The sequence below is a fragment of the Xanthomonas sp. LMG 12462 genome, from assembly GCF_009192885.1.
Classification (GTDB): Bacteria; Pseudomonadota; Gammaproteobacteria; order Xanthomonadales; family Xanthomonadaceae; genus Xanthomonas_A; species Xanthomonas_A sontii.
Genome location: NZ_NMPP01000007.1, coordinates 67,031 through 85,689, shown reverse-complemented (window position 1 = coordinate 85,689; position 18,659 = coordinate 67,031). Strand labels below are relative to the sequence as shown.

General features: G+C 69.5%; 17 protein-coding genes. 4 read left to right on the top strand and 13 right to left on the bottom strand.

Annotation, left to right across the window (positions count from 1 at the left end):
• Positions 1-260: 260 nt before the first annotated feature.
• From CEK69_RS02700 to CEK69_RS02680, 5 genes are all read right to left on the bottom strand, one after another.
• Positions 261-1,775: a hybrid sensor histidine kinase/response regulator gene (locus tag CEK69_RS02700; protein ID WP_152243664.1), complete on the bottom strand. Its 1,515-nt coding sequence runs from the start codon at positions 1,773-1,775 to the stop codon at positions 261-263.
• Positions 1,776-1,781: 6 nt separating this feature from the next.
• Positions 1,782-2,222: a response regulator gene (locus CEK69_RS02695; RefSeq protein ID WP_010343137.1), complete on the bottom strand. Its 441-nt coding sequence runs from the start codon at positions 2,220-2,222 to the stop codon at positions 1,782-1,784.
• Complete coding sequence (locus tag CEK69_RS02690; RefSeq protein ID WP_017911733.1) at positions 2,219-4,030, bottom strand: ATP-binding protein; 1,812 nt, start codon at positions 4,028-4,030, stop codon at positions 2,219-2,221. The genes CEK69_RS02695 and CEK69_RS02690 overlap by 4 nt, the downstream gene beginning before the upstream one ends.
• A 199-nt stretch (positions 4,031-4,229) precedes the next feature.
• On the bottom strand, positions 4,230-4,574 hold the full coding sequence (locus CEK69_RS02685) for a hypothetical protein (protein ID WP_226975011.1): 345 nt from the start codon (positions 4,572-4,574) through the stop codon (positions 4,230-4,232).
• A gap of 187 nt (positions 4,575-4,761) precedes the next feature.
• Entirely contained in the window at positions 4,762-5,178 is a 417-nt protein-coding gene (locus CEK69_RS02680; RefSeq protein ID WP_152243662.1) for a BON domain-containing protein, read from the bottom strand.
• A 144-nt stretch (positions 5,179-5,322) separates the two neighbouring features.
• Between CEK69_RS02680 and CEK69_RS02675 the strand changes: the two genes are divergently transcribed.
• Entirely contained in the window at positions 5,323-6,363 is a 1,041-nt protein-coding gene (locus tag CEK69_RS02675; RefSeq protein ID WP_152243660.1) for an oxidoreductase, read from the top strand.
• A 10-nt stretch (positions 6,364-6,373) separates the two neighbouring features.
• On the opposite strand, the gene gnd is transcribed toward CEK69_RS02675, so the two are convergent.
• Together gnd and CEK69_RS02665 are read right to left on the bottom strand one after the other, a co-directional pair.
• A complete protein-coding gene (gnd, locus tag CEK69_RS02670) occupies positions 6,374-7,318 on the bottom strand; it encodes a phosphogluconate dehydrogenase (NAD(+)-dependent, decarboxylating) (RefSeq protein WP_148829914.1) in 945 nt (314 codons plus the stop codon).
• Between the two features lie 69 nt (positions 7,319-7,387).
• On the bottom strand, positions 7,388-8,698 hold the full coding sequence (locus tag CEK69_RS02665) for a hypothetical protein (protein ID WP_152243658.1): 1,311 nt from the start codon (positions 8,696-8,698) through the stop codon (positions 7,388-7,390).
• A gap of 184 nt (positions 8,699-8,882) precedes the next feature.
• Between CEK69_RS02665 and CEK69_RS02660 the strand changes: the two genes are divergently transcribed.
• On the top strand, positions 8,883-9,773 hold the full coding sequence (locus CEK69_RS02660; protein ID WP_152243656.1) for a TIGR01777 family oxidoreductase: 891 nt from the start codon (positions 8,883-8,885) through the stop codon (positions 9,771-9,773).
• A gap of 138 nt (positions 9,774-9,911) precedes the next feature.
• Here the strand turns inward: CEK69_RS02660 and CEK69_RS02655 are convergent, their stop codons facing one another.
• The 6 genes from CEK69_RS02655 to CEK69_RS02630 form a co-directional block, all read right to left on the bottom strand.
• The gene (locus CEK69_RS02655; protein ID WP_026143726.1) at positions 9,912-10,280 is read right to left on the bottom strand and encodes a glycine zipper 2TM domain-containing protein; all 369 of its coding nucleotides are present in this window, start codon (positions 10,278-10,280) and stop codon (positions 9,912-9,914) included.
• 131 nt (positions 10,281-10,411) lie between these two features.
• A complete protein-coding gene (locus CEK69_RS02650) occupies positions 10,412-11,146 on the bottom strand; it encodes a DUF2242 domain-containing protein (protein WP_152243654.1) in 735 nt (244 codons plus the stop codon).
• Between the two features lie 124 nt (positions 11,147-11,270).
• Entirely contained in the window at positions 11,271-12,320 is a 1,050-nt protein-coding gene (locus CEK69_RS02645) for a DNA methyltransferase (RefSeq protein ID WP_152243652.1), read from the bottom strand.
• Positions 12,313-13,419 carry a hypothetical protein gene (locus CEK69_RS02640; protein ID WP_152243650.1) on the bottom strand — a complete coding sequence of 369 codons (1,107 nt, stop codon included), beginning with the start codon at positions 13,417-13,419 and terminating at the stop codon, positions 12,313-12,315. The genes CEK69_RS02645 and CEK69_RS02640 overlap by 8 nt, the downstream gene beginning before the upstream one ends.
• Before the next feature lie 9 nt (positions 13,420-13,428).
• Positions 13,429-14,853 carry a nicotinate phosphoribosyltransferase gene (locus CEK69_RS02635; protein WP_152243648.1) on the bottom strand — a complete coding sequence of 475 codons (1,425 nt, stop codon included), beginning with the start codon at positions 14,851-14,853 and terminating at the stop codon, positions 13,429-13,431.
• Positions 14,854-14,914: 61 nt separating this feature from the next.
• Positions 14,915-15,970 (bottom strand): bifunctional nicotinamide-nucleotide adenylyltransferase/Nudix hydroxylase, encoded by a 1,056-nt coding sequence (locus tag CEK69_RS02630; RefSeq protein ID WP_152243646.1) that lies wholly within the window; start codon positions 15,968-15,970, stop codon positions 14,915-14,917.
• Positions 15,971-16,256: 286 nt separating this feature from the next.
• On the opposite strand from CEK69_RS02630, the gene CEK69_RS02625 reads away from it, so the two are divergent.
• Together CEK69_RS02625 and CEK69_RS02620 are read left to right on the top strand one after the other, a co-directional pair.
• The gene (locus tag CEK69_RS02625) at positions 16,257-17,255 is read left to right on the top strand and encodes an arabinogalactan endo-1,4-beta-galactosidase (RefSeq protein WP_152243645.1); all 999 of its coding nucleotides are present in this window, start codon (positions 16,257-16,259) and stop codon (positions 17,253-17,255) included.
• Between the two features lie 86 nt (positions 17,256-17,341).
• Positions 17,342-18,223, top strand: a complete 882-nt coding sequence (locus tag CEK69_RS02620; RefSeq protein WP_152243643.1) for an endonuclease/exonuclease/phosphatase family protein — start codon at positions 17,342-17,344, stop codon at positions 18,221-18,223.
• Positions 18,224-18,659 lie beyond the last annotated feature (436 nt).

Below are 18,659 nucleotides of genomic sequence, written 5' to 3'. Positions count from 1 at the left end.
ATCGGGAATGGGGAATCGGAACAGCCGGATCGCGGAGCTGCGCTGAGACATGATGGCCGCTGAGGCGTCATCCGTTGCCCTTGCGTTCCAAGCTGCACTTATCGGATCCGGTGAGCTTTGCCTCTCTCGGTGACTCCAGATAAACGAGTCACGTCATCGCGCAGCTGGCACTGGAGATACGGTCGCCATGCAGCAATGAGCATCGGCTTTGGCTTTTGCCTTTCCCATTCCCGATTCCCCCAATCCCCATTCCCAGCGCCTCAACCACTCTCAAGGGCATGCGCCACAGCCCGGAACACGCGCTGCATTTCCAGCGGCTTGCGCAGGACGTGCACGGCGATGTCGGCGGGGAAGTGGTCGCGCTCCAGGTTGGTGCCGGTGTCCTCGAGCACGATCGCCGGGCCCTGGTAGCCCAGGTCCTGCAGCGCCAGCAGCAGGCGTACCGCCGACAGCAGGATGATGTCGCTGTCGACGATCACCAGGTCCGGCAGACCGTGCTCTTCGACGTCGCGCAGCGCGGCGGCGCCGTCGGACGCCAACTGCGGACGGTAGCCCTGGCTGGACAGCGCATTGCCGAGCAGCGACAGCCGCGTGGCCTCGCCGTCGACCAGCAGCACGCGCTGGCCCTTGCCCATCGGCAGCGACGGCTCCGGCTCGAACGACGGCACCGGCGCGCGCAGCGGGATCAGCATTTCGAAGCAGGTGCCCTGGCCCGGCGTGCTGTCCACGCCGATCCGGCCGCCGTAGCTTTCGACGATGCGCTTGCACGAGATCAGGCCCAGGCCGGTACCGTCCGGCTTGGTGGTGAAGAAGGGACTGAACAGCCGCGCCTGGGTCTCCGCATCCATGCCCATGCCGCTGTCGCGGACCAGGATGCGCACCTGCTCGCTGCCGTCGGCGCCGATCGCCGGCGCCGCCGAGAAGCTCAGCTGGCCGCCGTCGGGCATCGCCTGGATCGCGTTGAGGCCGAGGTTGAGCAGGCACTGCTGCAGTTCGGTGTAGTTGGCTTCGATCGACAGCCCCGGATCGGCCACGTCCGCCTGCAGCGTCACTCGCTCCGGGAGGCTGCTCTTGAGCAGCATCTGCACCGCCTGGAACAGTTCGGCGATGCGCACCGGCTCGCTGGGCGTGCGCGAGCCGCGCACGAACGAGAGCATCGACTCGGCCATTTCGTGGCCGCGCCGGCCGCACTCGGCGATGACGTCGGCCAGGTGCCGCAGTTGCGGATCGTCGCTGCGACCGACGATCAGTTCCGGCACGATCAGCAGCGGCTGCAGGATGTTGCGCAGGTCGTGGCTGAGCCCGGCGGCGAGCAGGGCCAGGCTCTCCAGCCGCTGCGCGCGCATCAGTTCGCGCTCCACCCGCTGCCGCTCGCGCTCGGTGCGGGCCTCGCGGATCGCCCGCGCCACCGCCGACGGCAGGCGGGTCGGGTTGTGCTTGATGATGTAGTCGTTGGCGCCGTCGCGCAGCGCCTCCACCGCGGTCTCCTCGCCGATGGTGCCGGAGACGAAGATGAAGGGCACGGCGTTGCCGTCCTCGCGTACCACCCGCAGCGCCTCGTGCCCGGAGAACCCGGGCATGCTCAGGTCCGACAGCACGATGTCCGGGGCGAACTCGCCCAGCGCCTCGCGCAGGGTCGGCTCGCTTTCCACGCGGCGGAAGGTCGCCTCCAGGCCGGCGTCCAGCAACTGGTCGGACAGCAGCTCGGCATCCTCCGGCGAATCCTCGACCATGAGGATCCGGATCGGGCCAAGCCTGGGGCCGGTGGTGGGCATGCGCGCTTACTCTTTGTCCGGCGCCTGGTTGATCAGCGCCCAGAAGGTGCCCAGGGTCTTCACCGCGGTGAAGAACTGGTCCACGTCCACCGGCTTGACCACATATGCGTTCACGCCCAGGTCCCAGCTGCGGGCCAGGTCGCTTTCCTCGCGCGAGGACGACAGGATCACCACCGGCAGGCGCTTGAGCGACTCCTCGCTGCGCACCAGCTTGAGCACTTCCAGGCCGTCCATGCGCGGCATCTTGATGTCCAGCAGCAGCACGGCCGGCAGGCCTTCCTCGCGGTCGGCATAGGCGCCGCGGCGCAGCAGGTAGTCCATCGCCTCCACGCCGTCCTCGACGTGCACGATGGGATTGGCCAGACGCGCGTCGCGCAACGCATCCACCGCCATTTCGGCATCGGCGGGGCTGTCTTCGGCAAGCAGGATGGTGCGGATGGCGGTCATGCGATGAACTCGGTAGTGGGCGCTTCGGGCGCCGGGGGCAAGACGAAATGGAAGGTGGCGCCCTGGTCGGGGGCGGACTCGGCCCAGATATGGCCGCCATGGCGGGTCAGCACGCGGCGCACGCTGGCCAGGCCGATACCGGTGCCGGAATACTCGCTGGCCTTGTGCAGGCGCTGGAACACGCCGAACAGCTTGGCCGCATAGGTCATGTCGAAGCCTGCGCCATTGTCGCGCACGCTGAAGTGATGGCTGCCGTCCGGCTGCACCTGGTAGCCGACCTCGATCTGCGCGACCTCGCGCTTGGCGCTGTACTTGACCGCATTGCCGAGCAGGTTCAGCCACAGCTGGCGCATCATGTTCTCGTCGGCGACCAGGATCGGCAACGGCGCGATGCTCCATTCGATGCGATGCCCGCTGTCGCCATGGTCGGACTGGTAGTTGGCGTCGAGCACCGAACGCGTCTCCGCCACCAGCGACTGCATGTCCACCGCCTGCAGGCGCAGCGCACTGCGGCCAAGGCGCGAGTACACCAGCAGGTCGTCGATCAGCGAAGCCATGCGCCGCGCCGAGGTGCCGATCACCTCCAGGTAGTGGCGGCTCTTCTCGTCGGCGCCATCGCCCAGATGGCGAACCAGCTTGTCGGCGAAGCCGGCGACATGGCGCAGCGGCGCGCGCAGGTCGTGCGAGACCGAGTAGCTGAACGCCTCCAGTTCACGATTGACTTCGGACACCTGCTCGATCTTGCCCTCCAGTTGCCGGTTCAGCTCCTGGATGCGCTGTTGCGCGGTTTTCTGCAGGGTGATGTCGCTGACCGTCATCAAGACCACTTCGTCCTCGCTGTCCGGCAGCGGCATGCGCCGCGCATTCAGCAGCATGGTCCTTGGTACGCCGTCCGCGCCAAGTTGTTCGTGCTCGAAATCCCACAATTCGCGTCCGCGCAGCAGCACGTCGGCCAAGCGCTGCACGATCACCGGATCCTGCCAGACGCCGTCGCCGACGTCGGCGAGCAGCTTCGGCGGATCCGCCAGGTCCATGCCGTACAGTTCGGCGAAGGCGGTGTTGTGCATCAGCATCCGCTGCCCGTTGTCGAGCAGCACGATCGGCTCGCGCACGGTCTGCAGCACCGCCGCGGCGCGGCCGTTGGCGCGCAGCATGTGGCGCTCGGCATCCAGGCGCCGGCCGATCTGCCGTTGCAACAGCCAGATCACCAGGCCCAGCAACAACAGCTGCACCACCAGCGAGGTCCAGCTCATCATCGAGGCGAGCATGCGGCGCTGCTCGGCGTCGGCGGTCCGCTCGCTCAGCAGTTCGTCCTCGCGCCGCTGCAGCTCGGCGATCAGGCCGCGCACTGGATTGTCGGAGGTCATGTCCTGGATCAGCGCGCGGATCCGCTCCGGATCGCGGGTCTGCGCGATCCGCTCGGCGATCAGGCCGCGCCGCTCCAGCGTGCTCTGCAGGCGGCCGACGCGGATCTGCTGGTCCGGGTTGTCGCGGGTCAGCTCGGCCAGGTGCGCCAGCGTCGGCTGCATCGAGTTGCGCGCCTGCTGCAGGCGCGCGGTCAGGATCGGCGACTGCACGCCGTGCGACATCGCCATCGCCGCCGACTCCATGTCGCGCATGTCCGCTTCCATCGCGTTCAAGGTGGCGGTCACTTCCTGGCTGTGGCCGACCCAGTCCGCCGCACGCAGGGTGCTGGCATTCATCTGCCGCAGCAGCAGCGAGGGCAGGATGACGATCAGGACGACGGCCAGCGCCAGCAACGGCAGCCGCCAGCGGTCCCAAGCATCGTGTTTGGCGATGGTCTGCATAGCTGGTGCGTCAAAAGAAGGAACGGCTGCGGCCATCGCGGGCGCGCATTGTCGCCCATCTTCCCCGGCAGCAGATGAATTGTTCAGCGGAAGCGCGACACCCCGATCGCGGTACCTGCAAGGACTCTATCCCAGGCCGCGCGCACGACGAAACGGGCGGCCTGCGGCCCCCCGCGGGAGTGCCACGCGCGCGCCGCGCTCAGGGCCGGCGCGCCGGGGGCGGAATGGAACCGGCGGTGGCGCCGATCAGGGTCCAGGCCGGCATGCCGGCGCGGACCAGCAGGAAATCGGCGTGGCTGCGCAGGCGCCGGCGCTCGGATTGGCTCAGGCCCTGATCCAGTTCCTGCATCAGCACGGAGAACGCCGGCCAGAACCCGGTGTCGTCGTGAAACGTGGTCAACAGCATGCTCAACTGCGCTTCCAGCCGGCGCACCGCCGGCAGCAGCAGTGACGGCTGCGCGCCATGGCCGGACAACGCGGCGCCCAGCGCCTCGGCAGCCGCGGCCGCGTGCCCCGCAGCCGGGTGGGGTTGGGTCTCCAACATCGCGCGTGATCCGTTGACGAACATGAAGGCATGATGTCTGAGCGGGTGTCAATGCGACGCGAAATGCGATTTCCGTCGCGAATTTGCCCCCCCCAAAAAAAACGCACCCCGCAGGGTGCGTCGCAGACCGGCTGTCGCGGGTGGGGCGCCTCGTCGCATCCCCACCCGCGGCGGCGGATCGCAATGCTTACTTCTTGGCGGCGGCGCTGACCTTCAGGTCGGCCGCATCCACCTTCTTGACCCCGTCGATCTTCTTGGCGACCGCCACGGCCTTGTCCTTCTCGGCCTTGGTCGCGACCGCGCCGGACAGCTTGACCGTGCCGTTGACGGTGTCGACCTTGATCTCGGTGCCCGACACGTTCTTGGTGGCCAGCAGATCGGCCTTCACCTTGGTGGTGATCCAGGTGTCGGTGACCGGCTCCTTGGAGTCGTGGCGAGTCGTGTCATGGGCCATGGTGTCGTGCTGCATCGTGTCCTGCTGGCCCATGGTGCCGTGGTCCTTGGCGCTGGCGGCCTGGCCGGCTGCGAACGCCTGACCCGCGCCGAACGCGAAACCGGCCACCAGGGTGGCGCCAAGCAGGGTGCGTGCATTGATCGTCTTCATCGTGTCTTCCTCCGCTGAATGTGCGCGCAGTCTCCGCCAGGCCGTCGTACAGGCGGCGTGACCGAAGAATCGCCGCAGCGTGAATGCGCAATCCGCCCACGCAGCCCAGGCGATACTGGCGTCCCGCCGCTGCCGCCTGCGCCCATGTCCGACTTCAATCTCGCCCTGCTCGGCTTCGGCTACGTCGGCCGCACCTTCCATGCGCCGCTGATCGCACACACGCCCGGCCTGCACCTGCACACCGTGGTCTCGCGCCAGGCCGAGGTGGTGCATGCGGCCTGGCCACAGGCGCACGTGGTCGCCGATGCGGCGCAGGCCTTCGCCGATCCGCGGATCGATGCGGTGGTGATCGCCACGCCCAACCAGACCCACGCGCCACTGGCGCTGGCCGCCCTGGCCCAGGGCAAGCACGTGCTGGTGGACAAGCCATTCACCCTGGACGTGGCCGAAGCGCAACAGGTGCTCGACCAGGCGCAGCGCGCCGACCGCATCGTCAGCGTGTTCCAGAACCGACGCTGGGACGGCGACTTCCTGGGCGTGCGCGCCTTGCTGGAGGCGGGCACGCTGGGCGAGATCGCCGAGTTCCATTCGCACTTCGACCGCCATCGTCCGCAGGTCGGCGACCGCTGGCGCGAGCACGCACTCCCCGGCTCGGGGCTGTGGTTCGACCTGGGGCCGCATCTGCTCGATCAGGCCCTGCAACTGTTCGGGCCGCCGCAGGCGTTGCAGGCCGATCTGGCGCTGCAACGCCCCGGCGCGCAGACCGTGGATTACGTGCATGCAGTGCTGCGCTATCCGCGGCTGCGGGTGGTGCTGCATGCCGGCTCGCTGGTCGCCGCCAACGGCCTGCGCTTTGCGGTCCACGGCAGCGGCGGCAGCTACGTCAAGCACGGCCTGGACACGCAGGAAGCGCAATTGCGCGCGGGCGTCGCGCCGGGCGCGCCCGGCTGGGGCGAGGATCCCCTGCCCGGCCAATTGCGCCTGGTCGGCGCCGACGGCACCCACGCCGTCCAGACCCTGCCCGCGCCGCGCGGCGATTACCGCGACTGCTATGCGGCCTTTCGCGAGGCGATCGCGGGTCGCGCGCCTGCGCCGGTGGATGCGGCGCAGGCGCTGGCGGTGATGCGGCTGCTGGAGGCAGGCGTGCGCAGCGCCGCCTCCGGCTGCAGCGTCACGCTGGATTGAGCGCCGGGCCTCAGGCCGGGCGCGTACCGCCCGGCGCGGGCGCGTCGCCGCCCTCGTGCTTGATCGCATGGCCGCCGAACTGGTTGCGCATCGCCGCCAGCAACTTGTCGGCGAACGAATCGTCGTCGCGCGAGCGCAGCCGCTCCAGCAGCGAGAGGGTGATCACCGGCGCCGGCACGTCCAGGTCGATCGCCTCGGCCACGGTCCAGCGGCCCTCGCCGGAGTCCTGGACGAACGGCGCGATGCCGGCCAGGGTCGGATTCTCGCCCAGCGCATCGGCGCACAGGTCCAGCAGCCACGAACGCACCACGCTGCCCTGGCGCCAGACCTCGGCCACCTGGTGCAGGTCCAGCGCGAACTCCTGCTTGCGCCCCATCAGCGCGAAGCCTTCGGCATAGGCCTGCATCATTCCGTACTCGATGCCGTTGTGGACCATCTTGGTGAAGTGGCCGGCACCGCTGGGGCCGACGTGTCCCCAACCGGCATCGGCAGCCGGCGCCAGGGTCGCGAACACGTCGTGCAAGCGCTGCACCGCGGCGGTGTCGCCGCCGATCATCAGGCTGTAGCCCTCGCGCAGGCCCCACACGCCGCCGCTGGTGCCGCAGTCGACATAGGCGATGCCGTGCGCGGCGAGTTCGCCGGCGCGGCGCATCGAATCCTTGTAGTAGGAATTGCCGCCGTCGATCACCACGTCGCCCTTGCCGAGCAACGGCAGCAACGCCGCCAGGGTGTCGTCGACGACCTTGCCGGCCGGCACCATCAGCCACACCGCGCGCGGTGCCGGCAGCGCCGCGATCAGCGCGGCCATGCTGTCGACCGCGTCGACCCCGCGCTGCTGCGCCGCGCTGCGCGCGGCCTCGCCCAGGTCGAAACCGACCACGCGATGCCCGCCGCGCACCAGCCGCTCGGCCATGTTGGCGCCCATCCGGCCCAAGCCTACAAGTCCCAGTTCCATGCGTCGTTCCCGGTTCGAAAAAAGGAGGGTTAGGGTCTCACGAAGCGGCGATGCCGACGTGACGCGCAGCTAAGGCGCCGATGCGGCGGCAGGTGCCGGCGGCGGCGTTTGCGCACAGTCGTACAGTTGCAGGTCGCGCCAGCGCTGGTACAGCGTGGTGTGCAGGTTATGCAGGGTCAGCTCGATCGCGAACGGCGTGCGCGGATTGCGATCCAGCAGCCGCACCACGTGATACCCGATCGGCTTGACGCCCTTGGGATGCACGTAGACCGCGAAGCCACGGTAGAACGGATCGTCGAGCAAGGCGTCGAGTTGCGCGAGCACCGCCTGCTGCGCCGGATCCAGGCGTGCGCGCAGTGCCCGGTCGCGCGCGTACAGCAAGCGCTCGAAGCGCTCCCGCCCCGGGCCGCGCAGCGCCCGCGCCAGCTCCCAGATGCGGCGGTTCTGGGCGTCGTAGTAGGCGAAGCCACCGTGCGCACGCAATGCCGTAGCGGCCTCGGCGCTGACCGCGGCGACCACGAAGTTCTCGGCCTGGTTGTTGATGTCGTCCAGGTAGCGGCGCTCGAACACGTGCACGATGTAGCCGGGCGCACCGAGGAAGGCCGCACGGCCGCGCTGCGCGGTCCTGACTGCCTTGCCGTCGGCGAAGAAATCGCCAGCGTGCGCGCCGAGCAGGATGCTATCGGTGTCGTGCAGGGTCAGGAAGGTGCCGATCGACAGCTCGTCGGCGCTGAACGCACGATCGAACGCCGTGTCGCCATACAGTTCGCGCTGTGTGGCCAGTTGCGCGATCTGCCGGCCGACGCCGCATTCCGAACGCACATGGCCGCTGTAGAACGCCTCGATCGCCTGCGCATTGCCGCCGGCCGGGCGATAGCCGCGGCCGAAGCTGCGGAAGCGTTCCCAGCCCTGCGCCTGCGCGCCGCGCAGGCCGAAGCCGATCCAGCCCAGTTGCAGCGCCGAGAAACGGTAGCCGGGATTGGCCTGCAGGCGTGCGACCGCGCGCGTGGTGGCCGCCCCCAGTTGCAGGAAGTAGCCGCACTGCGTGGCCGGCGTGTCCAGCAAGGCACGCAAGGCCTGCTGCCGTTGCGCGTCGTTCCAAGCCGCGGGCAAGGCCGCCTGCAGATCGCCGTGCGCCTGCGCCTCGGCCAGTGAACCGCGTTCGCAGGGTGCGCCGGCGGCGATCTGCGGCTGCGCCGCGCTGGTCGTGCCGATGTGCCAACCGAGCCGCTCCAGCAGTGCGGCCAGGCAAGCCGCGCTGGCCTGGTCGGCCGGCGCTGGCGCGGCCGTGGCCGCGGCACTGGCCGGCAGCGCGGCCAGCAGCAGACCGACGCCGCGGCGAAGCCACGGCGGGCAAGCGAACCTCGATGGTCGGATCATGGAGCGGACATCACGAACAGGAGTTTCCGTTGGCCACGTGGCGGCGGCGCACGCGCAGCGTGCCGCCTCGCCCGTGCAGGCGTCGCGAAACACAACGCCGCGGCACCGACACCCCCGGCGTTCACTCTTCCGCCATGCCCGGCGCACCTACACTGCGGCTCCCTTGGCGCAAGCGACCCCCTGCATGCACGTGCTCGTTACCGGAGGCACCGGATTCATCGGCCGCGCGCTGTGCCCGGCCCTGCTCGACGCCGGGCACCGGGTCAGCGTGCTGACCCGCGACCCCGTACGCGCGGCGCGCCTGTTGCCGGCGGTGCAGGTGCTGGACGATCTGCAGCACGCCGCACCCGCCGATGCGGTGATCAATCTCGCCGGCGAACCGCTGACCGAAGGCCGCTGGAGCGCCACCCGCAAGCGCCGCTTCCGCACCTCGCGCATCGGCACCACCCGCGCCCTGATCGACTGGATGAGCGGACTCGACGCCGCGCAGCGCCCGGGCTGCCTGATCTCCGGCTCGGCGATCGGCTACTACGGCGACCGCGGCGACGAGGTCCTGGACGAAACCAGCACGCCGGGCGACGACTTTGCCGCCCAGCTCTGCCGCGACTGGGAGGCGGAAGCGCTGCGCGCGCAGGACCTGGGCGTGCGCACCAGCCTGGTCCGCACCGGCGTGGTGCTGGGCCGCGACGGCGGCGCGCTGGCGCGGATGCTGCTGCCCTTCCGCTTCGGCATGGGCGGGCGCATGGGCGATGGCCGCCAGTGGATGAGCTGGATCCACCGCGACGATCAGGTCGGGTTGCTGCTGTGGCTGCTGCAGCAAGGCGGCGAAGGCGCCTACGACGCCACCGCGCCGGCGCCGGCGACCAATGCCACGTTCGCGCAGCAACTCGCCGCCACCCTGCATCGTCCGGCGCTGCTGCCGATGCCGGCGGCGGCATTACGCCTCGGCTTCGGCGAGATGGCCGAGCTGTTGCTGGGCAGCCAGCGCGTGCTGCCGACACGTGCGCAACGCGAGGGTTATGTGTTCCGGTATCCGCAGTTGGACGCGGCACTGCGCGATCTGCTCGCCGATTGAGCCGCCGCGGCGCCGAATCGCGCAACGTCGCAACCGGCACCGCAAAAAAACGCCCCGGCGGAGGCCTCCGCCGGGGCGTGCTGCATCAGGTTGCCGGGTCGGCGTCAGGCACCGACCAACACGATGCGGTCGCGCGACTCAATAACGCTTGCAGACGGTCTCGACCACGCGATTGCCATTGGCCTGCTGACGCTGGCCCTGGATGTAACGGCCCGTGGCGCCACCGGCGACCGCGCCGCCGACCGTGGCCAGCTTGCGGCCATCGCCCTTGCCGATCTGGTTGCCCAGCAAGCCGCCGATCGCCGCGCCCGCCAGGGTGCCGCCGATGCGGTCCGGATCGGTGCTGTTCTTGCGCACCGCGACCTTCTTGCAGTGCACGCGGGTGCCGTCGCTGAAGCGGCGGCCGGCGTCCTCGGGACCGTAGTGACGCTGCGCCTCGGCCAGCGGCGCGGCGGCCGTGGCGATGGCGAGGACAGAAAGACACAAGGCGGATTTGAGAGTGTTCATGCTGATTGCTCCTGGGTGGCGGAGCCGATGCACAAGCACCGCGCTCTCGACGGGCGCCACCTTCTCACCGGATTCGCGAATGGTTCGTGAAGCGAAATCGGCCACATTCAGCTTGTGTAGCAACGCCTGAATCAGTCGGCGCCGCCGGGCTCGCCGCTCGGAGGCGCGGTCGCGACGGGCGGCTGCGCCGCAGTGGCGGCCGCGGGTGCCGGCGGCGACGTGGGCGCTGCGGCCGCCGGCGGCGTCGGCACCGTCGACGCTGCAGGTACAGGTGCGGGCGCTGCCGGCGCCGGCGCCGTCACCGCCGCGGACGGATGCGCAGACGGCTCCGGTGCCGGCTTGCTCTTGGGCAGGTATTCGCTCATCAGCTGGAAGAAGCGCTTGTAGAAGTCGCCGTCCTGCACCGTACTGCTGGCGACCCGCACCATCGAGTCGTCGCTGCTGCCGATCGGCAGGGACACCGAGCCGAGCACGCCGACGCCGACGCTGGCCGAGGTCGGGCTCTTCTTCAGTGCATAGCGGTCCTGCAAGGCACTGACGAACACCCAGGATTCGTCCTGCCCATGCGCGACGCAGGACACGCGCAGTTCCAGTTGCTCGTGCAACTCGTCGCTGGGCTGGAAGTTCTTGGTGCCTTCCACCGCATCGGCGGTGGCCTTGGAGACCACGTAGCCCTGGCTCAGCAGCGCGCGCCGCGCCGATTCGCAGGCCTGCGCCGGCTGCACCGGGTAGTTGCGCGAATAGGTGTTGTCGGAATTGAAGGTCTCTTTCACCAAGCCGTCCTGCTTGCGCGCGAAACAGCCGCTCAGACCGATCGCGATCAGCGCGAGCGCGGAAATGGCGAGAACCTTGGAGGGAGCGGACATAGGCCGTTGACCGGAGAGAGGGAACCGCGGCAAAGGATAGCCGCAAGCGCGTGGGCGCGGCCTTGACGCCGCCGCGGCCGCTCATCCCGCGGTTAGCGAGATGGGCAGGCTGGCCGCCACCGCGTCAGGCGGCGGCGGGTTCCAGCGCCAGGTCCACGCGCAGCAGGCCGCTGTGGCGATCGCGACGTTCGGCGCGCAGGTAATGATGGGCGTCGAGCAGTTCCAGGGTCGGCGGCACCGCCAGCGGCTCGCCCCACAGGCTCAGCAGGAAGCCACGCGCGCGCAGCCAGTCGAGCAGCCGCAGCAGGCCGTCCAGGTCGCGCGGCAGCAGCAGGTCGACGTCGCCGGGCAGGCGCGGTGCCGCCGCCGGATCGGCCAGCCAGCGCGGATAGCTGCCGTACAACGCGAAGGCGAAACCGTCGGCGCGCAGCGCCTCCAGCAACTGCGCCGTACCCGCCAGGTCGATGCGCTGGCGCCGGTGCTGAAAGATCAGCGCGTACTCGTGGCTGCGGTCGCTGCGGGTGTCGCCGGGCGCCAGCGGCTGCGCGGTCTCGCGCGGGTAGCACAGCACCCGCTCGGGACAGGGCGCGAACAGGCTGCCGAGGATCCGCGCCAGGTCCCAGGCCTGCGGCACCGTGGCCGCGCCAAGTTGGACGTTCTCCACCATCGCGATGCAGAAGCCGTCCTTGCGCAGGTGGCGGCGGACTCCATGGAACACCGCGCGCAGGCCGTGCAGGTAGGCGGCGTAGTCGGCACTGGCGTAGAGCTGGTCGGGCGCCGCCGCGGCCGGCCAGGCACAGCCGAAGTACGGCACGTTGGTCAGGCACAGGTCCACCGGCGCGGACGGCGCGTAGTGCGGCAAGCTGCCGTCCAGCACCTCGGCGTGCAGGCCGAGCCGCTGCAGCCGTTCACGCGCCAGCGCCGCGCGCGCCGCGTCGATCTCAAGGCCGACGCCGTGGCGGCCTTCCAGTTCGGCCGCGAGCAAGGTGCTGCCGAAGCCGCAGAACGGATCCAGCACGCGCTCGCCCAGCGCGCTGAAGTGGCGCACGAACGGACGCATCTGCCCGACCCAGCCGCAGTCGCGCGCGCCCAGCGGATCGCGCTGGCGCAGGTCCTCCGGCAGCCGATGCTCGGGCGGATCCGGCAACGGCGTCCACCAGCTGCGGCTATCCATGCGGCGCCCGCCACAGCAGATCGCGGTCCGGCTGCCAGCCGGCGCACAGCCGGCCGTCGGCGAAGAACACCAGCTTGTAGATGTCGCCGCTGTCGTGGCGCGCGTGCATCGCCCCGTAGTCGGAGGTCTCGAACACCACCTCCATGCCGTCGGCGGTGGCCAGGCGCAGGTTCCAGAAGTAGTAGCCCTCGGTGATCTGCAGCGGCTGCAATTCGCGCCACCACGGCGCGGCCATGCAGGCGCCGAGCACCTGCTCCACCACGACCCGCGCCTGAGTGAGATAGCGTGCGGTGCCGCCATCGCGGTAGCCGTCGCCGAGCCGGGAGAATTCGCGGAAGATCACCGTGCGCGCACCGCAGGCGCGCGCCCAGTCCAGGTAGGCCGCGACGCCGTCGGCATCGGCGATGCCGCCGTGCTGCAGGATGCACACCAGGCGCAACGGCAGCGCTTCGGCGATGCGTTGCGCAGTGGCGACGAACACCTCCGCATCGGCGATCGCCTCGCCGGGGCGGAAACGCATGATCGCATCGTTCTGCGCCTGCTGCGGATGGTGCCGCGACAGCTCGATCCACGACAGACCGAAGCGCTGCAACGCCTGCAGCAAGAGCTCGCCGTGGCCGCGGGCGAAACCAGCGCCGTTGCTGTACAGCACCCGCTGTTCGACCAGCAGTCCCTCGCGCTCGGCCGTGCCCAGGGTCTGCAGCAGTTCCACGAACCAGTCTTCGTCGTCGGTCATCTCCAGCCCCGACAGCGAATGCGACAGCGGCAGCCCGCGCAACTGCGCCAATGCCTGACGCAGCTGCGCGAAGTAGTCCGGCGGCGGCCGCAGGCTGGCCGCGGCGGTGCCGCCGGCCTGCGGCCGCAGGGTTTCCGAGCAGAAACGGCAGCGCGCCGAACACGGCCGCACCGACGCGTAAGGAGTGAAGGTCACCGGCTGCGCGACGCGGTAGTCGCGCGCGCCGATGCGCTGACGTCGCCAGCGCGACGCATCCGCCGCGGCCGGCACCCGCCATTCCAGATGCGGGGTGCTGGCGCGCAGCGCGGCGAACAGCGGCGAGCCGCCGCTCAATGGCGGCGGACTCGGCAGGGAGGCGTGCATGGCCACCTCCTACAGGCGCGCGGCGTTCGCGCGCTCGCGTACCTCGGCGAAGGTCCAGTCGTGCAGCAGGCGGCCGTTCTCCCACACGGTGACCATCGCATCGTCGTAACCGGCCGGGCCGGCGACCGCTTCGGCCGACACCGCGTCTGGCGCCACCGGCTCGGTGCGGTAGCTGCCGTACTCGCGGTGGCGCAGCAGGCGCATGCGGCCGCGCTTGCTGAGCTTGCCCTTGTCGGTGACCGGATCCTTGTACACGTCGATCCAGCGGCCGTCGACGCGGGCGGCCGAGCACTTCAACGCGAACTTCTGGGTGTCCCGGTCGAGCCGTTGCAGCAACGCGCCGCCCATGCCGAAGGCCAGATTGTCGGTGGCGTAGCCGGCGCTGGTGATGCGCTCCAGGATCGCGCGGATGCTGGTCGGGTTGACCCCGTCGCCCTGGATCACCCGCACGTGGTTGAGCACCTTGTAGCCCTTGCCGTTGACGCTGTGGCCGAAGGCCTCGTCGAGCAGTTCCAGGCACTGGTGCACCACCGCCACCGGATCGCCGGAGTCCGGGCGGATCACCACGGTGGCGCCGGAGGCGATCACCTCCTCGCGCAGCGTGGTGCCCCAGTGCTCGCGGATCGCGTGGAAGATGTCGTAGCTGTCCGACACAACCGCGACCACGCCACCGGGCTTGCCGAACTGCTTGAGCATGTTGCGGTACGCATCGACCTCGCGCTCGCGGCCCCAACTGGTGATGGTGCTGTGCTCGGCGGCGGGGATCGAATAGCCGGCCATCGGCTCGTGGTAGTGCGCGCGCGCCAGCAACAGCCCGGACACGGTGTCGGTGCCGAGGAAGTTGACCAGGTGCGCCGCGCCGCCGATCGCCGCCGATTCCAGGCTGGACACGCCGCGCGCGCCGAAGTCGTGCAGCTTGAACGGCAACTGCCCGTCCGGATCGTCGCTGGTGCGCTCCAGGAACTGGCGCAGGGTCTGCTTGGCATGCCAGCTCACCGTGGCCACGGTCACCGGGTACCAGATGCGCAGCAGCAGCGTCTCCAGGTACGACGGCACCCAGTAGGCCTGCGCGTCGGTGGACTCGATGGTCATCAGCGCGTTGTGGGTCGGCACCACGCTGCCCTCGGGCACGGCGCGGATGCGGATCGGCAACTGGCCGCCGAGGCGGTCGACGATGTCGCGCCAGCCCGCTTCGTTGAACGGCTCGCCGTGCGCGGCGAACAGGTCGCGCGCCTCGTCGATGTCGGCATGGGTGACGGGGCGGCCCAGCGCCTCCTTGAGGATCGACTGCAGCCCGAAGAACACGGTGCGGTCGTAGACGCCGCCGCGCGATTCCACGTAGAAGAACGTGGCGTCGGTGCCGGGCGGGTACTGCAGCCAGTGGCTGGCCTTGTAGCTGTCGGTGTTGAGCAGCAGGTTGTTCAGGCATTGCATGACGGAAGCTCCTTCGCGTCTGGGAAAGCCGGCGGTCTGTCCGCCGGCCGGGAAGGCCGCGTCAGCCGCGGCCCAGGAAGAATTCGAGCAGGTGCAGATGGTCTTCGAACAGTTTCGGACCCATGCCCAGCACTTCGCTGACCGGCACCCAGCGCGCCTTGTCGGCGTCGTCGCCGCCGCGCACCTCGGGCAGTTCGCCGAACACGAACTCGAAGTGGAAGGCGTGGGTGATGGTGCGCCCACGCAGGCTGCGCTCGGGGTGGTCGAACACGTGGCGGTTCTTCAGCGAGCCCTTGAGCACCGGCACCGGAATCTTCAGCCGGGTCTCCTCGCGCAGTTCGCGCAGGCAGGCGTCGAGGATGCTCTCCTGCTGGCCGACGAAGCCGCCGGGTAGCGCCCACAGGCCCTTGCCCGGCGCCGCGCGGCGGCGCACCAGCAGCACGTGCCCGGAATGCACCACCACCGCATCGGCGGTGACGAAGGTCGGCGGATACGGCGCCTCCTTCCAGGCGGCGCGGTACTGCTCGATGAACTGGTACTCGGCGAGCAGTTCGGCATACGACGGCGAGTTCTTGCGGAACGCCTCGAGCATGTCGAACACCGGCGTCGGCACGTTGCCGCGCAGCATCAGCAGCGCGCCGTGGAAATCGATGCTGCCGGCCTCGAACAGGTAACGGCGCAGTTCGGTCGCCGACAGCGTCTCGGTGTGCTGCACGTCGACCAGCGGCCACTGCGGGAATTCGCGCAGGTAGTAGCTGCTGGCGTCCTTGTCCATGCCGATCAGGCCGATCCGCGCCTCGGCGCTGCCGCCGTCGCTGCGCACCGCCTCGGCCACCCTGGACTGCACCGCGGCGATCCACTGGCTTTCGTTGTACAGATGGTCGCGCAACGGCCGCAGGATCAGCCGCTCGCCGGCGCCTTCCAGCGCGGCCTGGATCATCACGCTGCGCTCGGCAACGGTCCAGGGATTGCGGATGGTGCGGGGAGTCTCGGCCGAGCCGATCAGGAAGATGAGTTTCTGACCGCGCGCCAGGGCGTGGCGGGCAACGGCGGCGTGACCGTTGTGGAAGGGCTCGAAGCGCCCGATGAACACCAGATAGTCGAACTCCATGAGCATCCCTCACGGTTGGGTGGATCGCCGCGGGTCTGTCCCTTGGCGTGAGCGGAATGCTACGCCGATGCCGTATCGCGTCAAGTGACGCACCGCGCAGATTCATCGGCCATTCCAGACAGCGCTTGCGGACGTCGCGACAGCACCGCTGCAGTGCAGCGCGCGTCGCCGTGACGATCGCGCTAGCCTCGTGCGCGCCGCGGCCGCGGGGGACAGCCCGGCACGTCGCTGCGCCCACTCCTCGGGGCCGCATGACGCCCCCCTTCCCTCCTCCCATCATCGCGAGAATCGCATGAACCGATCGAGCAAGCGCGTGTCCGCCTGGCTGCTGGTGTTGTTGCTCGCCTGTCTGTGTGCGCCGGCCATGGCGCAGACCTTCGCCAAGGGCGCCGATGTCAGTTGGATCGACCAGCAGGAGAGCAGCGGTCGCGTATTCCGCAACGCCTCCGGCGCCACCACCGATTTCTTCTCGCTGCTCAAGGGCACCGGCGTCAACGCGATCCGGCTGCGCGTGTGGGTCAATCCGCAGGGCGGCTGGAACGACGGCGCCGACACGCTGAATATGGCCAAGCGGGCCAAGGCGCAGGGCATGCGCATCATGATCGACTTCCACTACAGCGACAGCTGGGCCGATCCCGGCAAGCAGACCAAGCCGGCGGCCTGGAACAACCACGACTTCGCCACCCTGGTGAAGGACGTGTATTCGCACACCAGCGGCATCCTGTCCTACCTCAAGTCCAACGGCATCGACGTGAGCTGGGTGCAGGTGGGCAACGAGATCAACAGCGGCATGCTGTGGCCGGACGGCAAGACGCCCAACTTCGGCAACCTCGCGCAACTGATCAACAGCGGCTACAACGCCAGCAAGTCGGTCTACCCCAATGCCAAGGTGATCGTGCACCTGGCCAACGGCCACGACAACGCGACCTTCCGCTGGTTCTTCGACAGCCTCAAGTCGGCCGGCGGCAAGTGGGACGTGGTCGGCATGTCGCACTACCCGTCCCCCAATGCCTGGCAGAGCGCCAACACCCAGATCGCCAGCAACATGCAGGACATGGTGGCGCGCTACGGGTCGGACGTGATCGTCAGCGAGGTCGGCATGGACTGGCAGCAGGCCGCGACCACCCGCGCGATGTTGGCCGATCTGCTCACCAAGACCCGCGCGCTCGGCAGCCGTGGCCTGGGCGTGTTCTATTGGGAACCCGACGCGTATCCGGGCTGGCAGGGCTACACGATGGGTGCGGTCGACAACAACGGGAAACTGACCCAGGCGCTGTCGGCGTTCAACTGATCGCCGCTCGGCAGGCGCGCCACGCGGTGGCCACCGACACCACCGCCGTGCCACCATCGCGTGCTCCGCTCCTGTCGAGATCTGCCATGTCGCTGTCGCTGTCGTCCGCGCGCAAGCTCGCGCTTCCTCTGCTGCTGGTGCTGAGCGCGTGCATCGCGCCAGCGCAGGCGCGCACGCCCGCAACGCCCGCCGCGCCGGCCCCGCTCAAGGTAATGAGCTTCAACGTCCGCGTGCCGGTCGATACCGACGGCGACAAGCGCTGGGACGTGCGCCGCAGCGCGATGGCCGCGCTGATCCGCGCGCAGCACCCGGATGTGTTCGGCACACAGGAACTGGTCCAGCGCCAGGCCGACTACCTGGCCGCGCAACTGCCGGAGTACCGCTGGTTCGGCCCCAGCCGCGACGGCAAGGACGACGGCGAACGCATGGGTGTGTTCTACGACAGCCACGCGCTGAAGCTGCTGGACTCGGGACACTTCTGGCTGTCGGACACGCCGGAGGTGATGGGCAGCATCAGCTGGGGCCATCCGCTGCCGCGCATGGTCAACTGGGGCCTGTTCGAGCGCATCGGCGATGGCCGCCGCTTCTACCTGTTCGACACCCATCTGCCCTATCGCGACGAGGACGAAGCGGCGCGCGCCAAGGGCGCGGCGCTGATCGTGTCGCGGCTGAAGGCGCTGCCGGCGGACGTGCCGGTGGTGCTGACCGGCGACTTCAACACGGTGCCGGACTCGCCGACCTACCGCACCCTCACCGCCAGCCTGGCTGATGCGCGCACGCAGGTGGCGCAGCCGCGGGGCCCGGAAGCGACCTTCCACGATTTCACCGGCCATCCCGACCGGCGCATCGACTGGATCCTCTCGCGCGGGCTCAAAGCAACCGACTACGCCACGCTCGACGCGCGGCCGCAGGGCCACTGGCCGTCCGACCATTTTCCGGTGATCGCCACGTTCGCCTGGCCGCAGTGACGCGCGTGGGCCTGCGGCATGGACCGCAGGCCCACGAACGGGAGCGGTCCCTATCTGTTCGGTATCAGCCGCGACGCGCATGACGCGAAAGGCCTTGGCGTCGCTGGCTGGCCAAGGCCACATCGAGCACTGCAAGACAGGCAACACCTCCGGCAGAGCCAACGCAGAAGCGCGTGATCCGCCCAGTTCTTCCGTCGCAATCTCGCACCGAAAAGCATCCGGCTCCGGTAGCAGGCGGGACTGAAGTCCCTCCCACAGCAAGCAACTGCGCTAACAGAGGGCCGTGCGTCCGCAGGAGCAGCTTCAGCCGCGACACGCGTCACCGGGGAACAGCCCTCGCAAGCGATCCCGAACAGCGTAACAAGGCCCGCGCCCGCCAGTTAACGATGCCTCGCTGCACCATTGCGCAAGCGCATCGTCAGAGGCGTCAGTCGAC